The 18,812-nt window shown below is 61.2% G+C and carries 16 protein-coding genes; 6 read left to right on the forward strand and 10 right to left on the reverse strand.

The window, feature by feature from the left end:
- The first annotated feature begins 6 nt into the window (after window positions 1–6).
- The gene (pepN, locus tag IHQ43_RS11965; protein WP_192564517.1) at window positions 7–2,664 is read left to right on the forward strand and encodes an aminopeptidase N; all 2,658 of its coding nucleotides are present in this window, start codon (window positions 7–9) and stop codon (window positions 2,662–2,664) included.
- A gap of 132 nt (window positions 2,665–2,796) precedes the next feature.
- On the opposite strand, the gene katG is transcribed toward pepN, so the two are convergent.
- Complete coding sequence (gene katG / locus IHQ43_RS11970) at window positions 2,797–5,061, reverse strand: catalase/peroxidase HPI (RefSeq protein ID WP_192564518.1); 2,265 nt, start codon at window positions 5,059–5,061, stop codon at window positions 2,797–2,799.
- A gap of 326 nt (window positions 5,062–5,387) precedes the next feature.
- On the opposite strand from katG, the gene IHQ43_RS11975 reads away from it, so the two are divergent.
- Complete coding sequence (locus IHQ43_RS11975; RefSeq protein WP_192564519.1) at window positions 5,388–7,424, forward strand: TonB-dependent receptor; 2,037 nt, start codon at window positions 5,388–5,390, stop codon at window positions 7,422–7,424.
- Between the two features lie 49 nt (window positions 7,425–7,473).
- On the opposite strand, the gene IHQ43_RS11980 is transcribed toward IHQ43_RS11975, so the two are convergent.
- Entirely contained in the window at window positions 7,474–9,684 is a 2,211-nt protein-coding gene (locus IHQ43_RS11980; RefSeq protein ID WP_192564520.1) for an LTA synthase family protein, read from the reverse strand.
- A 288-nt stretch (window positions 9,685–9,972) separates the two neighbouring features.
- Here IHQ43_RS11980 and IHQ43_RS11985 point away from each other — a divergent pair, with 288 nt between their 5' ends.
- Window positions 9,973–11,004, forward strand: coding sequence for a sterol desaturase family protein (locus IHQ43_RS11985; RefSeq protein ID WP_192564521.1), 1,032 nt, complete (start codon window positions 9,973–9,975; stop codon window positions 11,002–11,004).
- Here IHQ43_RS11985 and IHQ43_RS11990 read toward each other — a convergent pair.
- Window positions 10,985–11,428, reverse strand: coding sequence for a GFA family protein (locus tag IHQ43_RS11990; RefSeq protein ID WP_192564522.1), 444 nt, complete (start codon window positions 11,426–11,428; stop codon window positions 10,985–10,987). The two genes, IHQ43_RS11985 and IHQ43_RS11990, sit on opposite strands and share 20 nt — an antisense overlap.
- A 127-nt stretch (window positions 11,429–11,555) precedes the next feature.
- On the opposite strand from IHQ43_RS11990, the gene IHQ43_RS11995 reads away from it, so the two are divergent.
- Both IHQ43_RS11995 and IHQ43_RS12000 read left to right on the forward strand, forming a co-directional pair.
- Window positions 11,556–12,446, forward strand: a complete 891-nt coding sequence (locus tag IHQ43_RS11995) for a LysR family transcriptional regulator (protein WP_192564523.1) — start codon at window positions 11,556–11,558, stop codon at window positions 12,444–12,446.
- Between the two features lie 103 nt (window positions 12,447–12,549).
- Window positions 12,550–13,563: an ABC transporter substrate-binding protein gene (locus IHQ43_RS12000; protein ID WP_192564524.1), complete on the forward strand. Its 1,014-nt coding sequence runs from the start codon at window positions 12,550–12,552 to the stop codon at window positions 13,561–13,563.
- Between the two features lie 60 nt (window positions 13,564–13,623).
- Here IHQ43_RS12000 and IHQ43_RS12005 read toward each other — a convergent pair whose 3' ends face one another.
- The 4 genes from IHQ43_RS12005 to IHQ43_RS12020 form a co-directional block, all read right to left on the reverse strand.
- On the reverse strand, window positions 13,624–13,821 hold the full coding sequence (locus IHQ43_RS12005) for a helix-turn-helix transcriptional regulator (RefSeq protein ID WP_096820557.1): 198 nt from the start codon (window positions 13,819–13,821) through the stop codon (window positions 13,624–13,626).
- Window positions 13,818–14,192 carry a hypothetical protein gene (locus IHQ43_RS12010; RefSeq protein WP_192564525.1) on the reverse strand — a complete coding sequence of 125 codons (375 nt, stop codon included), beginning with the start codon at window positions 14,190–14,192 and terminating at the stop codon, window positions 13,818–13,820. The genes IHQ43_RS12005 and IHQ43_RS12010 overlap by 4 nt, the downstream gene beginning before the upstream one ends.
- An 82-nt stretch (window positions 14,193–14,274) precedes the next feature.
- Window positions 14,275–14,736: a MarR family winged helix-turn-helix transcriptional regulator gene (locus IHQ43_RS12015; RefSeq protein WP_127797714.1), complete on the reverse strand. Its 462-nt coding sequence runs from the start codon at window positions 14,734–14,736 to the stop codon at window positions 14,275–14,277.
- A gap of 180 nt (window positions 14,737–14,916) precedes the next feature.
- Window positions 14,917–15,369: an Ohr family peroxiredoxin gene (locus tag IHQ43_RS12020; RefSeq protein WP_085686511.1), complete on the reverse strand. Its 453-nt coding sequence runs from the start codon at window positions 15,367–15,369 to the stop codon at window positions 14,917–14,919.
- A 265-nt stretch (window positions 15,370–15,634) separates the two neighbouring features.
- Between IHQ43_RS12020 and IHQ43_RS12025 the strand changes: the two genes are divergently transcribed.
- On the forward strand, window positions 15,635–16,051 hold the full coding sequence (locus tag IHQ43_RS12025; protein WP_192564526.1) for an organic hydroperoxide resistance protein: 417 nt from the start codon (window positions 15,635–15,637) through the stop codon (window positions 16,049–16,051).
- Between the two features lie 83 nt (window positions 16,052–16,134).
- Here IHQ43_RS12025 and IHQ43_RS12030 read toward each other — a convergent pair whose 3' ends face one another.
- From IHQ43_RS12030 to IHQ43_RS12040, 3 genes are all read right to left on the reverse strand, one after another.
- A complete protein-coding gene (locus tag IHQ43_RS12030; RefSeq protein ID WP_192564527.1) occupies window positions 16,135–16,611 on the reverse strand; it encodes a copper chaperone PCu(A)C in 477 nt (158 codons plus the stop codon).
- Complete coding sequence (locus IHQ43_RS12035; RefSeq protein WP_007956879.1) at window positions 16,611–17,216, reverse strand: SCO family protein; 606 nt, start codon at window positions 17,214–17,216, stop codon at window positions 16,611–16,613. The genes IHQ43_RS12030 and IHQ43_RS12035 overlap by 1 nt, the downstream gene beginning before the upstream one ends.
- A gap of 151 nt (window positions 17,217–17,367) precedes the next feature.
- Window positions 17,368–18,783 (reverse strand): efflux transporter outer membrane subunit, encoded by a 1,416-nt coding sequence (locus IHQ43_RS12040; RefSeq protein WP_192564528.1) that lies wholly within the window; start codon window positions 18,781–18,783, stop codon window positions 17,368–17,370.
- Between the last annotated feature and the right edge of the window lie 29 nt (window positions 18,784–18,812).

Raw genomic sequence — 18,812 nt, forward strand, 5'->3', positions numbered from 1 at the left:
TTCAGCATGCGCACCGAACAACCGAAGATGATTTACCTGAAGGACTATCAGGCGCCCGAGTACCTGATCGACGAAACACACCTGACCTTCGAGTTGTTCGAGGACCACAGTCTGGTCCACGCGCAACTGGTGATGCGCCGCAACCCGGCCCGTGGCCCGGGCCTGCCGCCGCTGGTGCTCGACGGCCAGCAGCTGGAATTGCTCTCGGTGACCCTGGCAGACCAGGAACTGAGCGCCGGCGATTACCAACTGACTGAAAATCACCTGACCCTGCAACCGGCCAGCGAAACCTTCACGGTCGATACCAGCGTCAGGATCCACCCGGAAACCAACACCGCACTGGAAGGCCTGTACAAGTCTGGGACGATGTTCTGTACCCAGTGCGAGGCGGAAGGTTTCCGCAAGATCACCTATTACCTCGACCGCCCGGATGTGATGAGCAAGTTCACCACCACCGTGGTCGCCGAGCAGCACAGCTATCCGGTGTTGCTGTCCAACGGCAACCCGATCGCCAGCGGCCCCGGCGAAGACGGCCGGCACTGGGCGACCTGGGAGGACCCGTTCATGAAACCGGCGTACCTGTTCGCGCTGGTGGCCGGTGACTTGTGGTGCGTTGAAGACAGCTTCACCACCATGACCAAGCGCAACGTGGCGCTGCGCATTTACGTCGAGCCGGAAAACATCGACAAGTGCCAGCACGCCATGAACAGCCTGAAGAAGTCGATGCGCTGGGACGAAGAGGTCTACGGTCGCGAGTACGATCTGGATATCTTCATGATCGTCGCCGTGAACGACTTCAACATGGGCGCGATGGAGAACAAGGGCCTCAACATCTTCAACTCCAGCGCCGTGCTGGCCCGCGCCGAAACCGCCACCGACGCCGCGCACCAGCGGGTCGAGGCGATCGTCGCCCACGAATACTTCCACAACTGGTCGGGCAACCGCGTGACCTGCCGCGACTGGTTCCAGCTGTCGCTGAAGGAAGGCTTCACGGTGTTCCGCGACGCCGGTTTCTCCTCCGACATGAACTCGGCCACGGTCAAGCGCATTCAGGACGTGGCGTACCTGCGTACCCACCAGTTCGCCGAAGATGCAGGTCCCATGGCCCACGCCGTGCGCCCGGACAGCTTCATCGAGATCTCCAACTTCTACACCCTGACCGTGTACGAAAAGGGCTCGGAGGTGGTCGGCATGATCCACACGCTGCTGGGCGCCGAAGGCTTCCGCAAGGGCAGTGACCTGTACTTCGAACGTCATGATGGCCAAGCCGTGACCTGCGATGACTTCATCAAGGCCATGGAAGATGCCAATGGCGTCGACCTGACCCAGTTCAAGCGCTGGTACAGCCAGGCCGGTACGCCGCGTCTGGCGGTGAGCGAGTCTTACGACGCCGCCGCGAAAACCTACAGCCTGACGTTCCGTCAGAGCTGTCCGGAAACCCCGGACAAGGTTGAAAAGCTGCCGTTCGTGATCCCGGTGGAACTGGGCCTGCTCGACAGCCAGGGCAACGAGATTGCCCTGCGTCTGGCCGGCGAAGCCTCGGCGCAAGGCACTAGCCGAGTGATCTCGGTGACCGAAGCCGAGCAGACCTTCACCTTCGTCGACATCGCCGAACAACCGCTGCCGTCCTTGCTGCGTGGCTTCTCGGCGCCAGTGAAGCTGAGCTTCCCGTACAACCGCGATCAGTTGATGTTCCTGATGCAGCACGACAGCGACGGTTTCAACCGCTGGGATGCCGGCCAGCAACTGTCGGTGCAGGTGCTGCAAGAGTTGATCGGCCAGCAGCAGAAGGGCGAAAGCCTGGTGCTCGATCCACGTCTGGTTTCCGCGCTGCGCACCGTGCTGTCTGACGAGTCGCTGGATCAGGCGATGGTCGCGGAAATGCTCTCGCTTCCGGGTGAGGCCTATCTGACGGAAATCAGCGAAACGGCTGACGTCGATGCGATCCATAACGCCCGCGAGTTCGCCCGCAAGCAACTTTCGGAAGGTTTGTTCGAAGCGCTGTGGTTGCGTTACCAGGCCAACCGTGACCTGTCCAAGCAAACCGCGTACGTGGCCGAGGCCGAGCACTTCGCCCGTCGCGCGTTGCAGAACATTGCCTTGTCGTACCTGATGCTCAGCGGCAAACCGGAAGTGTTGGCGGCGACGCTGGAGCAATTCGACAGTGCCGACAACATGACCGAACGTCTGACCGCACTCGCGGTGCTGGTCAACTCGCCGTTCGAAGACGAGAAGGCCAAGGCGCTGGCCAGTTTCGCCGAGCACTTCAAGGACAATCCGCTGGTCATGGATCAGTGGTTCAGCGTGCAGGCCGGCAGCACCTTGCCAGGCGGTCTGGCACGCGTGAAGGCGCTGATGCAGCACCCGGCGTTCAACATCAAGAACCCGAACAAGGTGCGTGCGCTGGTCGGTGCGTTCGCCGGGCAGAATCTGATCAACTTCCATGCGGCGGATGGCTCGGGCTATCGTTTCCTCGCGGATCTGGTGATCGAGCTGAATGGCTTCAACCCGCAGATCGCTTCGCGTCAATTGGCGCCGCTGACTCGCTGGCGCAAGTATGACGGCGCTCGTCAGGCATTGATGAAGGCGGAGCTGGAGCGGATTCTCGCGTCCGGTCAGCTGTCCAGTGATGTGTACGAAGTGGTCAGCAAAAGCCTTGCGTAAGCTGGGATAGCACCGCTTAAAAATGTGGGAGCGAGCTTGCTCGCGAAGAGGGAGTATCAGACAAGGAGATGTCGTCTGAACTACCGCATTCGCGAGCAAGCTCGCTCCCACAGTTGTTTTGCGTTTCCTCAGTTACTTCAGATCAAACCGATCCAGATCCATCACCTTTGCCCACGCAGCAACGAAGTCCGTGACGAACTGTTCCTTCGCATCGGAGCTGGCATACACCTCTGCCAACGCCCGCAGTACCGCGTTGGAACCGAACACCAGATCGACCCGGGTCGCCGTCCATTTCACGTTGCCGGTCTTGCGGTCGCGGCCTTCGAACTCGGTTTTCGATGTCGGTTTCCATTCCACGCCCATGTCCAGCAGGTTGCGGAAGAAGTCGTTGGTCAGTGAGCCGGGTTTGTCGGTGAACACACCGTGTTTGGATTTGCCGACGTTGGTGTCCAGCACCCGCAGGCCGCCGATCAGTACAGTCAGTTCCGGTGCCGAAAGTGTCAGCAGTTGCGCCTTGTCGATCAGCAACGCTTCGGCCGGCACGCGATAGGTGTTGGCGGCGTAGTTGCGGAAGCCATCGGTGTGCGGTTCAAGGAAACCGAACGATTCGACGTCGGTTTGCTCCTGAGTCGCATCGGTACGGCCGGGCGAGAAGGGCACCGTGACCGAATGGCCGGCATTTTTCGCAGCCTGTTCGACCCCGGCATTACCGGCCAGCACGATCAGGTCCGCCAGTGAGACTTGCTTGCCTGCCGCTCCGGCGTTGAACTCGTTCTGAATGCCTTCGAGGACTTTCAGCACCTTGTCCAGTTGCTCCGGCTGGTTGGCCTGCCAGAACTTCTGCGGTGCCAGACGCAGACGCCCGCCATTGGCGCCGCCGCGTTTATCCGAACCCCGGAAGGTCGAGGCGGCCGCCCAGGCAGTGGAGACCAGTTCCGAAACGGACAGCCCCGACGCCAGTACTTTGCCTTTCAGTGCGGTGACATCGGCGTCGCCTATCAGTGGGTGATTGGCTTCTGGAATCGGGTCTTGCCACAGCAGTTCTTCATTGGGCAATTCCGGGCCGAGATAGCGCGAGAGCGGGCCCATGTCACGGTGAATCAGCTTGTACCAGGCGCGGGCGAAGGCATCGGCCAGTTGATCGGGATTGGCCAGGAAACGCCGCGAAATCTTCTCGTAGGCCGGGTCGAAACGCAGGGCCAGGTCGGAGGTCAGCATGGTCGGGTCGATGCGTTTGTTCGGGTCGTGAGCGTGGGGAATGGTGCCGGCCCCGGCGCCGTTTTTCGGTTTCCACTGATGGGCACCGGCCGGGCTCTTGGTCAGTTCCCACTCGAAGCCGAACAGGTTTTCCAGGTAGTTGTTGCTCCACTTGGTCGGGGTGGTGGTCCAGGTCACTTCCAGGCCGCTGGTGATGGTGTCGGCGCCCTTGCCGGTACCGAAGGTGCTTTTCCAGCCCAGGCCTTGTTCTTCGAGGCCAGCGGCTTCCGGTTCCGGGCCGACGTTATCGGCGGGGCCGGCACCGTGGGTTTTGCCGAACGCGTGGCCGCCGGCGATCAGGGCGACGGTTTCCTCGTCGTTCATGGCCATGCGGCCGAAGGTTTCGCGGATATCCTTGGCCGAGGCCACCGGGTCGGGATTGCCTTCCGGGCCTTCCGGGTTCACGTAGATCAGGCCCATCTGCACGGCAGCGAGCGGGTTCTCGAGGTTGCGTTCGCCCTGATTGGTGCGGCTTTCCTCGTTGCCGTGTTCTGCGGGTTCCGCGACCAGTGTTCCTTCGCCCGGCGGCTGCATGGATTCCGGGTCTTTGCCGTAGCGGTTGTCGCCGCCCAGCCATTTGTTTTCCGAACCCCAGTACACGTCTTCGTCCGGCTCCCAGACGTCCGCGCGGCCACCGGAGAAACCGAAGGTCTTGAAGCCCATGGATTCCAGCGCGACGTTGCCGGTGAGAACGATCAGGTCGGCCCAGGAAATGTTGCGGCCGTATTTCTGCTTGATCGGCCACAGCAGGCGCCGGGCCTTGTCGAGGCTGACGTTGTCCGGCCAGCTGTTGAGCGGGGCGAAGCGTTGCTGGCCGGAGCCTGCGCCACCACGGCCGTCAGCGGTGCGATAGGTACCGGCGCTGTGCCAGGCCATGCGGATAAAGAGCGGGCCGTAGTGGCCGAAGTCCGCTGGCCACCACTCCTGGGAGTCGGTCATCAGCGCCGTCAGATCGCGTTTGAGGGCCTGGAAATCCAGGCTTTTGAAAGCCTTGGCGTAGTCGAAGTCCTTGCCCAGCGGATCGGATGCGGGCGAGTGCTGACTCAGGATTTTCAGGTTCAGTTGATTCGGCCACCAATCGCGGTTCGTCGTGCCACCGCCGGCGGCGTGATTGAACGGGCATTTCGATTCATTTGCCATGTTCGGGTCCTTATCAGGTCTTCTGCGGCCGGCTCGTGCCGACTTCGGAGTAGTAAGGCTAGACCCGACTCGGCGAGTCAGCTAATAGGCCGACTATTGGTGCCTGATAGGCGCAGTCTCTTACGCGAAGTGTTGTGACCCGGCGCAGGGCAGGGCGCTGAAATGCCCGTGCTTGAGCGATGGATTGCAATTTTGTGGAAGAAACGTGATGGTTATTAGAAATGTTATTGTATAACATAAAAATGATTTCATCTGATCGATGCCGGCAACACACCCTCTGTAGCGCCGGCATCGATCCTCACTTTTCTGCCTGACGGATTTCTGAAATGCCTTCCCGTTTCCACACCTTCCAACCCCGCCTGACGCTCATGGCCTCGGCGCTGCTGATCGCTTCGCCTGCATTCGCCGCCGACCCGCTGGAACTGCAACCGCAAGTCATCACCGGCAATCCGCTGGGCAGTCAGACCCTGGCTTCGCCTTCGACCGTGTTGAGCGGCGATGACCTGACGCTGCAGCAAAAGGGCAGCCTCGGCGAAACCCTGAACAAGCAGCCGGGTGTGTCGTCGTCCTACTTCGGCCCGGGTGCCAGTCGCCCGATCATTCGCGGGCAAGACGGCGATCGCATCCGCATCCTGCGCAACGGCGTCGGCGCGCTGGACGCCTCGTCGCTGTCCTACGATCACGCAGTGCCGCTGGACCCGGTCAACGTCGAGCGCATCGAAATCGTCCGTGGCCCGGCAGCGTTGCTGTATGGCGGCAGCGCCATCGGCGGGGTGGTCAACACCTTCGACAACCGTATCCCGACCGAAGCCATCGAAGGCATTCATGGTGCCGGCGAGTTGCGCTACGGCGGCGCCGACACCACTCGCAGCAGCGCCGGCAAACTCGAAGCCGGTAACGGCCAGTTTGCCTTGCACCTGGATGCCAGCGCCCGTGAGTTCAATGACCTGAAGATTCCCGGCTACGCCAAGACCGGTCGTGAACGGGCGAACGACGATGGCGATTCGAAGAAGCATCGGCTGGCCAACAGCGACGGTCGTCAGGATGGCGGGGCGGTGGGCGGGTCGTACACCTGGGATGACGGTTACGCGGGGCTGTCGTACAGCAATTACGACTCCAACTATGGCTCGCCGGCCGAAGACGATGTGCGCATCCGCATGGAGCAGGAGCACTACGCGTTCGCCTCCGAAATCCGCAACCTCGAAGGCCCGTTCAGCTCGGTCAAATTCGACGCCGGCTACACCGATTACCAGCACCGGGAAATCGAGGGCGGCGAGGTTGGCACCACATTCAAGAACAAAGGCTACGAGGCGCGGGTCGAGGCACGGCATCAGCCGCTGGGGCCGTTCAACGGGGTGATTGGTGCGCAGGTCAGTCGCAACGAGTTCTCGGCGCTGGGCGAAGAAGCGTTCGTGCCGCACACCGATACCGACGCCGGTGCACTGTTCATTCTCGAAGAGCTGCAAGCCACCGATCGTCTGCTGTTCACCCTCGGCGGACGCCTCGAACACACCACGGTCGACCCGGACGCCAAGGGCAACGAGCGTTTCGCCAATGCCGATCGCTCCAGCAGTTTCACCGCCGGCAGCCTGTCATCCGGCGCGGTGTACACGCTGACGCCGGTCTGGTCGGTCGCTGCAACGCTGGGCTACACCGAACGCGCGCCGACGTTCTATGAGCTTTACGCCAACGGCGCCCACGTCGCCACCGGCACTTATGAAGTCGGGGATGCGGGGCTGTCGAAAGAGAAAGCCGTCTCCAGCGACCTGGCCCTGCGTTTCGACAACGGTACGCACAAGGGCAGCGTCGGCGTCTTCTATAGCCATTTCTCCAACTACATCGGCCTGCTCGGGACGGGGCGCACGCTCAACGAAGAAGGGGAGGAGGACGCCGATGGGATTCCTGAATACACCTACTCTGGCGTACGTGCGCGCTTCAGTGGCATCGAAGCGCAGGACCGCTGGACACTGGGTGAAAACGCCTACGGCAAGTTTGCGCTGGAGCTGTCGGGCGATTACACCCGGGCCAAGAACCTCGACAACGGCCAGGACCTGCCGCGCATCGCACCGCTGCGGTTGAACACCGGTCTGTTGTGGGAGCTGGATCGCTGGCAGGCGCGCATCGATGTGGAACACGCCAGTTCCCAGCACCGGGTGCCGGACAACGAAAGCAGCACCGACGGTTACACCACGCTTGGAGCGAATGTGGGTTATCACTTTGATGTCGGACAGAGCAAATGGCTGGCCTTCGTCAATGCCGAGAACCTGACCAATCAGACCGTGCGTTATGCCAGCTCGATCCTGCGCGATATTGCGCCGGCAGAAGGGCGCAGCATTCAGGTCGGTCTGCGCACAACGTTCTGATCGTTCACACCGGATAGGCGCCAGCGTCGTTGCGACGCTGGCGTTCACCTCAACTCGATTGAGCGGTGTCTTCTTCCGGGATCTCGTCCAGCAGATCCTGTTGCCCCGGCAGTTCGGTGATCACGCTGAAATCACTGACTTCCACGGCGCCCAGGCCATACCCCAACAAGTGAAACGAAAACGCTTTGCGCGGTTGCGGGTTGTCGAAGCTGAAATCCATCTCCAGCGGCTGATCCGCCGTGGCCACCATCTCGGTCGGCAGGCCCAGTTGCACGTCCTGTTCGAATTCCTTGGCCTTGAGCTGAATGTACGCCGCCTGCTGCGGATCCACCGAACGCACGGTCAGGCGCACGCGGGTGTGGGAGCCCTTGGGCATTTCCAGGTATTGCGCGCCGATCAGGTTGTCGGCCCAGTCGTCCTTGATCTGCGCTTGCAGCGGGATGACGTTGGCGCTGCCGAACTGGTAGCGCTGGTTCAGCGGGGTACGCAGCAGCGACAGGTCCAGGGCCGAAGCGCGGGCGGCGATGTCCCGGGCGTTCTGGCTGCTGGCGTTGCCCTTGAACGTGGCGCTTTCGGCGATGAAACCTTCGCTGGCGTAATTGCGGCAGCGGCGCGGCATGTCGCATTCAGTCAGCAGGCCGCGACCGTCGTGATAGCGCAGCTTGCCGTTGGTGAACGACATGATTTCACGGCCCGAATCGTAATCGCGAAACAGCGAGCGACCGCTGAGGGCGGAAGGCACCGGAAAGTCGAAGTAATCCAGAATCGACGCGCTCAGATCGACGTGACCGTAGACCCCGGCGTTCAGGCGCGGCAGCTGCGCCTGCTCCGGCGCGAGGGTCAGGTTGAAGCCCCAGGACGACGCGAGGCGCACACCGTCGATGCCATGGGATTCGTCCGAGGTGATGACCACCAGCGTGTCTTTCAGCACGCCCTGGCGTTCGAGCCCGCTGAGAAACTGCTCCAGCGCATCGTCCAGATAACCGACGGCGGCCTGCTTCGGCGTGTCGTAGCGTTGCAAGTATTCCTCGGGCGCGGAGTAGGGCTGGTGAGTGCCGACGGTCAGCAGCGTGAGCATCCACGGCTGTTTCTGTTTTTTCAGGTCGCCGACGTATTTCAGCGCGCCTTCGAAAAACGCCTTGTCATCCTTGCCCCACGGGAATTCCAGGTAGTTGGCGTTGGTGAACCACTCCAGGCCATGGGTCGCGTCAAAACCGATGTGCGGCATGATCTTGTCTTTAGCCATGAACCGCAGCCCTGCGCCTTGCAGGTAATGCGTGGCGAAACCGTGCTGACGCAACTGCGCCGGCAAGCAGGCCTGATTACGCTCGTGCTGGGTCAGCATTTCCACGCCTTTGGGCGTGCCGTTGTCGAGCTTGTCGTAATCGCCGCAAAGCATGGCGTACAGACCGCGAATGGTCTGGTGAGTGTGCAACACGTAATCCGGGGTGTTCATGCCGCGCTCGGCCCAGCGGCTGAGGTTGGGCATCAGGTCTTCCTGATAATGGCTGCCGATGGCTTGGCGATTGGCGCCGATGTAGGCGCCGGGAATGCCTTCGAGGGCAACGATCAGCACATTGCGCGCCTGGCCCTTGGCCGCCAGCAACGGGTGACCGTTCAGATCAACATCAGTGAGCCCGGCCATCGGCGGCGGAGCGACTTGGGTGTCACCCTCCATCCATTCTTCAGCCTGCATCTGCACATCGGCGACCTGCGCGGCCAGCAACTGGTGCGGCAGGTTGTACAGACGCCACGGATCGGCATCGCTCGGGTTTAAGTGCTGCGCGCCCCAGTATGCGGAGAACAACAGCACCGGCGTCGCCCAGGCTGCGCGGGGCAGAGCCGGGGCGGTTGTCGCGCGTTGAGTCCAATGACTCAGCAACCACAGCGTCAGAGCCACCAGCAGCGCAACCGCCACACCGGGATGGGCGAAGCCGCCGCCGGTGGAGTTCTCCACGAACTGCGGGTCGATCAGGTAATGCAGGTCCGCCACGGTCGGCAGGCGGCCGACCGCGCTGACCAGTTCAGCGGTCGCCACCGCCAGCAATCCCCAGAACAGCAGCACCGGCAGCGCCAGCCACCAGGGACGACGATGCAACAGCACCACCAGCAGACTGCCGATGGCCAGATCCGACAGATAACCGAACAGGCTCGACCAGCCAAGTGCCGCGCGAAGGCACACCGGCACGAACAGTACCAGGAAAATCAGAGAAAGAAGACGGGCATCCAGGTGCCGCAGTCGTTGAAAAAGAGCGCTCACAAAAAAGACCTTCCAGCCATTAAACCGTCATAAAAGTGTGGGCGATGATACCAAGGGTGGGCTGTCTGATCGCCTTTTTAAACGGCTGGGTGATCGGGTCCCGAAAGGCACTGTTAGCCTCCCGGATGAGCCGGGGCCTTGATCGGCGACCGTCCTGGCGGTTTTTCGGCCTGAGCGCAGCGACGGTTTTATTGTTTCAGGCTGTTTAACCGGCCTTTGATCCGTTCGTGCTGCATTTGCGAACCAGTGCGATTTACAATGCGCGACCTCTGATGGAGATCAAGCTCCGTGGATGTCCTCACGCAACTCTTTGCGCAGCTCTGCCACTGGGTGATCGATCCGGTCACCGAGCAGTTCCTTGGCCTGTTCGATTTGAACGGTCGCCTGGGTGTGGTGTTTCTGCTCACGTCCTACGGCGTGGCTTACGGCCTTTATCGCCACCGAAAATCCCGACATCTGACGCAGGCCCGATCCTTTTGGCAATTTGTCGGCGGCGGTCGCGTCCACGGCCATCGTTCGGCCTGGCTGGATTACCGTTATTACTTCATCAAGGCGATTCTTCGAGTGACGCTGGTGTTGCCCGTGGTCGGCCTCGTCGATCCGCACATTCTGCGTTCAGGCGACTACGCGCAGTTTTTCACTCAGCTGTGGGGTGCGCGCGAGCAACTGCCGGATCATCCGTTGATCGCGCTGTTCTACGGACTTGGCGTGTTCCTGTTCAGGGATTTTCTGCATTACTGGATTCACCGCGCCTTCCACTCCCGCTATCTGTGGGAATTTCACAAGGTTCACCATTCGGCGCCGGTACTGGTGCCGGCCACCGCCAGCCGGATTCACATCGTCGAATCGATCGTCGAGCGGATCGTCATCACCGCCGGCCTCGGCGCGTTTGCCGGTGTGGTCTGGTACGCCTGTGGCGGCGAGGTCAGCCGCTATACGCTGTTCGGAGTGACCTGGCTGGTGCTGATCATCAACAGCCTGGGCTCCAATCTGCGGCACAGCCATGTCTGGCTGTCGTTCGGGCCGGCGATCGAGCATGTGCTCAACAGCCCGGCCCAGCACCAGATCCACCACAGCGACGCCCCACGACATTTCAACAAGAACTTCGCGATCAACCTGTCACTGTGGGACTGGCTGTTCGGCACGCTGTACGTCACCACTTCAAAGCCCGAAGTCCTGCGCTTCGGCACGGGCGAGCAAGACCGCACGCGTTATCTGACGCTGTACAGCCTGATCGTCACGCCGTTTGTGGACACTGCCAAGCGCTTGTCGTCGAACGCCGACGGGCTCAGAACCCGGTTCAACCAGCGTACGCCATGAGGGCTTCGCCGAAGGCCTGCGGGGTCGGGCTCTGCGGCCAGCTCGGCAACTCCTCGGGCAATGTCAGCCAGGGTTGTTTGTGACTGATCCAGATGTGCGCCATCGGTTGCAGTGAGCGACTTTCATCGAGCGTGCCGGCGCGCAGCACTTTCATCCCCGGCGCGGCCGTGGTGGTGTTGCACAGACGCGTGTGGCAGACGCTGCACAGCTGATGTTCGGTGTGCTGGCCATTGAGATCGTAGGCATAAGTGGTCAACGGTCCGCTCAGCGTCAGGGCGTCGGCGGGCAGCAGCGCATGCAGGGCAAAGGCGCTGCCGCTCCAGGTTTGGCAATCCGTGCAATGGCAGGCGTAGATCGCCGGCGGCACGTCGGTGTTCAACTGATAGCGGACGGCACTGCAGCGACATTGGCCGGTGAGTGTCATGGGCAAGGCTCCTCCTACTGCGGGTTCGATGCCGGGCGCAAGGCCCGTGCGGTATGCTCGCGCAGCATGCCGCAGACCCCGGTGAATGAACATCGGCCAAAACTGCCCAACCGCTCACAGGAAATGTATGAACGCTCCACAACTTCAATGGGAAACCCAGCGCGCCTTTCTCGCGGTATTGCGCACCGGCAGTCTGTCGGGCGCCGCGCGTTTGCTGGGAATCGCCCAGGCCACGGCGCGGCGGCGGATAGAGGCGCTGGAGCAGAGCGTCGGCGTCAGCCTGTTCATCCGCTCGCCTTCGGGGCTGTTGCCGACCGAGACTGCGAAGGAGCTGATCGGCCACGTTGAAGCCATGGCCCTGGCCGCCAATGCTTTCAACCGCGCCGCTTCCGCCGACGTGGCGCAAACCGGCGGCACCGTGCGCCTGACGGCCGGCAAGCTGTTGGGCGTCGAGATCCTGCCGCCGATGTTGCGTCGCCTGCGTCAGCAACACCCGCAATTGGGTCTGGAATTGAATGTGTCGAATCGTCTGCAAACCCTCTCACAGCAAGAGGCCGACGTCGCCGTGCGCATCCGCCGCCCGACCGAAGCTTCGGTGGTGGCGCGCAAGGTCGGCGATCTGCACGTCGGCCTGTACGCCACGCCGGAATTGCTGGCGGAGCAGGGCGTGCCTGAAACGCCTGAGGACTTGCGCCATTTTTCGCTGATCGGCCCGGATCGCCATGCAGGCGAAATCGAGTTTCTGCGCGAACGCGGCTTCGATTGTTCAGCCGAGCACACGGCGATCCGCACCGATGATCATCTGGCGCAATGGGCGGCGTTGCGTGCGGGGCTGGGGGTTGGCGTGAGTTCCCGGCAACTGGCCCAGCGTCACGGCTTGGTCCGAGTCCTGCCCGAGTTTGTGGATTTTACGGTGGATGTATGGATCGCCATGCATCAGGACATGCGCCGGGTGCAGCGGGTTTCTGCGGTGTTTGACGGCTTGGGTGCGGACTTGCAGGCGTTTCTGGAAGGCTGACGTTCAGGTGATATCAATATGCGATAACGGTATTTAAATTTCATTTTTTATAGCGATAGAGTCCGGCCTCACAGATTTTCCGGTAAATCACTGCGAGGTTGTCATGGCCCTACCGTTCAAACGTTCTGCACTGGCGCTGCTGGCGGCTTCGCTGGCTGGCGCATTGCTCGGCAACACCGCTCAGGCCGAAGGCAAGATCAGCATCGCCCAGCAATTCGGCATCGGTTATCTGATTCTGGATGTGGTGCGCGATCAGCACTTGATCGAGAAGCACGGCAAGGCCCAGGGCCTGGACATCAAGGTCGACTGGAACAGCATTTCCGGCGCCACCGCCATGAACGAAGCGTTGCTCACCGGATCCCTGGACGTGGTCTCGGCCGGTGTGCCGCCGATGCTCACCGTGTGGGACCGCACCAAGGGCAAGCAGAACGTCAAGGCCATCGCTTCGCTGGGCTCGATGCCCAACTACCTGCTGACCAATAACCCGAACGTGAAAACCCTCAAGGACTTCAGCGACAAGGATCGCATCGCCGTTCCGGCGGCGGGTGTGGGTTTCCAGTCACGCACGCTGCAGATCGAAACGGCGAAAGAATTCGGCAATGACCAGTACAAGAAATTCGACGACATCTCCGTCAGCCTGCCGCACCCCGATGCCACGGCCGCGTTGATCGCCGGCGGCTCGGAAATCAACGCGCATTTCTCCAGCCCGCCGTTCCAGTACCAGGCGTTGCAGAATCCCAACGTGCATAAAGTGCTGAGTTCCTACGACGTGCTCGGCGGCCAGGCCACGTTCAACGTGCTCTACACCACGGAAAAATTCCACGACGAAAACCCGAAAACCTACAAGGCGTTCTACGACGCACTGGCTGAGGCCGAGAAAATTATCAAGGCCGACAAGCCTGCGGCAGCTCAAGCTTACATTCGGGTTGAACAGTCGAAGTTGCCGCTGGCGCTGGTGGAGAAAATCGTCACCGACCCGGAAATCGATTTCACCGTGGTGCCGCAACGCACCTTTATCTATGCAGAGAAATTGCAGGAGCTGGGCGTGCTGAAAAACAAGGCGGACAGCTGGAAGGATTATTTCTTTGAAGAGGCGCATGGCGGGGCGGGGAGTTGAACAGTCGTCATTTGTGAACAGTCCGCCCGGCAGCCTGTGCTGACGGGCGGACTTTTCTTATCAACTCACCGAGTCATCAAAGATGCTCTCAATCGGCATCTCGAACGCCCGGGCAATCTGGAACGCCAGAGGCAGGCTCGGGTCGTAGCGTTCGTTTTCAATCGCATTGATGGTCTGGCGCGAAACGTTCAGGCGTTCGGCCAGATCAACCTGCGACCACTTACGCTCGGCTCGCAGTTCCTTGAGGCGGTTCTTCATTGGTAGCGGCGCCGGGCGATGCGCAGGCCGATCATCCACATCGCACCCATCACCGGCCAGACCCAGAACCACGGGATATGGGGGGCGCCGACGTTCTCCAGAAAACCGTAGCTGAAGGTCAGCAACGCCGAGGCAGCGAAGGCGAAGCCGAGGGCTTCGAACTGGATGCGCAGATACATTTCGTCCAGACGCCTCATGTCGCGTACCACGCTCCAGCACACCAGTGCGGCCGGAATCATCGGCGTCAGAACAATGAGCGTGCGCAGGTAAATGTTGGCGTCCCCCAACGACTGCAGCGCAACCGTCGAGGCAATCAGCACGACGGCATACAGCGCCAGCGCCCCGCCCATTTCGAGATGGAATCGATTCATGCTTCACTTCCTGTGTAAAAGACCCTTTACATAGTCACTGAAGCCACTGGCAATGTAAAGCACGCTTTCCATCAGGACTCGATTAGCCCTCGGCATTCATCGACCGAATCAGGTTGTTGCGCAACGTGACGATCGACTTCTGCATCTGCGTGAATTCTTCTGTGGTCAGCCCCGTCGCCTCGAACAGGCTCGTGCCCGAAGACACGTTGCGCAGGTCGCGGCCGCTCTGGGTCAGGCTGATTCGTACCTGGCGTTCGTCTGCCGGGTCGCGCTGGCGCTGCACGTAGCCCATGGCCTGGAGTTTTTTCAGGATCGGGGTGAGGGTGTTGGATTCCAGAAACAGCTTCTCGCCCAGGCCGCCGACGGTCTGGTTGTCCTGCTCCCAGAGGGAGACGATGGTGATGTATTGGGTGTAAGTCAGGCCGAGCCGTTCGAGGATCGGTTTGTAGGCCTTGCCGAACGCCAGGTTGGTGGAGTAGACGGCAAAGCACAGGAAATCGCTGAGTTTGAGATCGGTTGGTGCGGTGTTGGCGGTGGAATTCATGTTCATCCTCGTGGGTCGGGTGACCGGTGAAACGAATGGGGCGAACTATACGTCGGATGCGATTCTATCGGGAGGGTTGATCATGTTGCCTGAGGTGACCGGTTCGCCATGGACGAGCGCGAACCGGTTATCTATTTCCTATGCGCCTATATCGCATGCGATGTATTTGGCGCGGAAAAATTACTCAGTGATGACGTTCAGTGCCACTTCGATGTTGCCGCGAGTCGCCTTGGAGTACGGGCAGATCTGGTCAGCGGTGTGGGCCAGGTTTTTCGCGATGTCTTCGGCGATGCCGGGTACGCGCAGGGTCAGGCGGGCTTGCAGGAAGTAGGCAGGGCCGGTCTGGCCCAGATCCACCTCAATGTCTACCGACATGTCGGCCGGCAGCACCACGCCCAGATCATTGGCTACCAGGCCGACGGCGGCGGTGTAGCAGGACGACCAGGCACCGGCGAACAGTTGCTCGGCGGTCGGGTGGGGCAGCACGTTGGCAAACACGTGCGCCGGTTTGGCATTGCCGGGCGTCGAGAGCTGAATGTCGAGATTGCCGTTGTGACCGCGGGAAGTGAGGCCGGCACTGCTGGCGGTAGTGTGGGTCTTGCCGGTGGCCAGGACTTTTTCGATTTTGCTCATTTGGGAATCCTCAAGGTGTTGTGACTGATTGTGATCGTATACGGTTAAGTCGCATGCGATGTAATAATAATCCTCTCGTTCCAAAGTTCTGTCAATCCACTCAGAGCCGTCCATACGACGGGCGGTTGTCCGCACGTCCGCCGGCCGGGTGAGTGGAAAACCCCCGTCTATAGTGAGAGGGCTGTGTGAAACGGGTGGCGCACCTCAAGGCTGCGACGGGAGGCGCCGAGTGAACAATTCGCTGTTTTTCATTCAGGAGATCGCCATGAGTCAGATCGAAAAAGTCCTCTACACCGCGAAAACCCATACCACCGGCGGACGTGATGGCGCATCGCGCAGTTCCGACGGCATCCTCGATGTAAAACTGTCGTCGCCCGGTTCCAGTGGCGGCGGGACCAATCCGGAACAATTGTTCGCTGCCGGCTGGTCGGCGTGTTTCATCGGCGCGATGAAAGCGGTGGCGGGGCAGCAGAAAATCAGCCTGCCAGCGGACCTGGCGGTGGATGCCGAAGTGGACCTGGGCACTAATTCGGGAGGGTATCTGCTGCAGGCGCGACTGAATGTGAGCCTGCCGGGCATGGAGCGCGGCGCGGCGCAGCAGTTGGTGGATGCGGCGCATCAGGTGTGCCCGTACTCCAAGGCCACGCGCAACAATATCGAGGTCGAATTGAAACTGGCCTGATATCCAGATGCAAAAGGGGCGGCATGATCATCGATCATGCCGCCCCTGTTGTTTTTTGAAGCCGTAGATCTGTCAGTCAGCGATCAATGCATCTTGCTGTGATCGTGGCCTTCCATGGTCAGCGCCTTGACCGGTGCTTTCACTTCAACGGTTTCCTTTTCGCCCTTGGCGTTTTCCACGGTCAGGGTCAGCGGCACGCTGTCGCCTTCCTTCAACTGAGCGGTCAGGCCCATCAGCATCACGTGGTAGCCATTCGGGTCGAAATTGACGGGCTTGCCTGCCGGCAGGTCGACCGATTTCACCGGGCCCATGCTCATCACGTCGTTCTTCATGGTCATCTCATGAATCTGCACGTCTTTGGCGGCCGGCGAGGCAACGCTGAGCAGCTTGCTGTCGCTGTCGGCGGTGACGGTCATGAACGCGCCGCTGGCCGACTGGTTTGGCACGGTTGCGCGCACCCAGGCGTCGTCGACCTTGGTCTGCGCCGATACCTGGAAAGCCAGGCCCAGCAGGGACAGGCCCAGTGTGGCACGTTTGATGTTGTTCAGAAAAGGGTTCATCAGCAGACCTCCATGACGGTAAGCAAATCTTCCGTGCACTCTTGTGCAGAAAGCGATTGAGACAGGCCCACACGCAAGTTGCCCCGGGTGTCGTAGACATAGCTGGTGGCGGTGTGGGAAAGGGTATAGGTGTCGCCGGCCGGGACTTTTTCGTAGAACACGTCGAATTCCTTGGCGGTGGCCTTGGTTTCTTCGAGGGTGCCGTACAGCGCGACAAAGCTTGGATCGAAGGTCTTGACGTAGGCGTCGAGAATTTCCGGGGTGTCGCGTTCCGGGTCGAGGGTGATGAACACCACTTGCAGGATGTCGCCGTCCTTGCCCATCAGCTTCTTGATTTTCGCGGCGCGGGCCAGCGTCGTCGGGCAGATCGCCGGGCACTGGGTGAAGCCGAAGAAGATCATCGGCATCAGGCCGCGAAAGCTCGACAGCGACACGGTGTTGCCTTCGGTGTCCTTGAGCTTGAAGGTGCGTCCGAGGATCTTGTCGCTCAGATCCTTGCCGTACTTGTACGACAGTTCGCCGCGGGTGTCGCAGCCGGCGAGCAGGCCGAGACCGAGTACGCCCATTCCCGCAAGCACCTTGCGGCGAGTCAACAAAGCCGTCATTTCATACCGCCCTTTGGAGCCCGCCAGTCGGCAGGACAGGCGGGCGGGTTAACCGTAAAAGCGGCGCATGATACCAAAATGATCCGGCAGGTCGGTTTTTGATCACCCGTCAATGTCGGAACGGGCGACAAAAGGTGTAAGAAAAAATGACTCAGGGTGATGGCGGAAGCGGCTCGACCGGGCTCCAGCCACCGCCCAGCGCGGTGTACAGGTTCACTTGCGCCACCAGTTGCGCCAGCCGGTCGGTAATCAGTCCTTGCTGGGAACTGAACAGCGAACGCTGGGCATCGAGGAACGTCAGGCTGCTATCGACGCCGCTCCGATAACGGTGTTGCGCCATGTCGTAGTAATCCTGGGTCGCCTGCACCAGATCGCGTTGGGCCTGGAGTTGCTGTTCGTAGGTCTGGCGCGCCGCGAGGCCGTCGGACACTTCCTGAAATGCCGTTTGAATGGTCTTTTCGTACTCGGCGACGGTGATGTCTTTTTGCAGCTTCGCGTAATCCAGGCTGGCGCGCAGACTGCCGGCGTTGAAGATCGGCAGGTTGATCTGCGGCTGAAACGTCCAGGCCCCGGAGCCGCCCTTGAACAGCCCGGACAAGTCGCGGCTGGATGTCCCGGCATTGGCGGTCAGGCTGACACTCGGGAAAAACGCCGCCCGCGCCGCGCCGATGTTGGCATTGGCAGCCCGCAGCTTGTATTCGGCCTGCAGAATGTCCGGCCGGCGTTGCAGCAGATCCGAAGGCAACCCGGCCGGCACGGTTGCCACCAGATCACTGTCCAGTGGACGCGCCGGCAGGTGCTCGGAAACTGGAGCACCCACCAGCAGCGTCAGGCTGTTCAAGTCCTGGGCGACCTGACGCTGATAACGGGCCAGGCTCGCGCGGGTGCTGTCGACACTGGTCTGCGCCTGAATCTGATCCAGCGCCGAAGACTTGCCGGCCTCGCGGTTGCGGGTAGTCAGGTGCAGGCTGCGCTCATCGGCGGCCAGCGTTTCCCGGGCCAGCGCCAGCAACTCCTGATCGGCGCGCCAGGTCAGGTAGGCGTTGGCGACGTTCGCCACCAGGCTCAATTGCGCACTGCGCCGGGCCTCTTCGGTGGACAGCCAGGTCAGCAATGCCTGCTCGCTGAGGCTGCGTACCCGGCCGAAAAAATCCAGTTCGTAAGCGCTGATGCCCAGATTCACCGAGTAGGTCGAGGTGATCGCTGCCTTGGTGCGGGTCACGCTGGACGGCACCCGCTGACGCAGTTCGCTGGCGTTGGCCGACACCGCCGGCAGCAGATCGGCGCGCTGGATGCGGTACTGCGCCTGAAACGCCTCGACGTTCAGCGCAGCCACTCGCAAATCACGGTTGTTGACCAGCGCGCTTTCGATCAATTGCTGCAACGCCGGGTCATTGAACAGCGCGCGCCAGTCTTCGACGCGGAGTGTGGCCGGGGATTGCACGGCATACGCCGGACCTTGCGGATACTGCGCAGCGCTCGGCGATGCCGGTCGCTGGTAATCGGGAATCAACGAGCAACCGCCCAGCAGCGCGGCGGACAGCAGGGAAATCGGCAACCTGGACATCAAACAGCCTCGTTCACAAAAGAGAGCGG

Source organism: Pseudomonas gozinkensis, from assembly GCF_014863585.1.
Classification (GTDB): domain Bacteria; phylum Pseudomonadota; class Gammaproteobacteria; order Pseudomonadales; family Pseudomonadaceae; genus Aquipseudomonas; species Aquipseudomonas gozinkensis.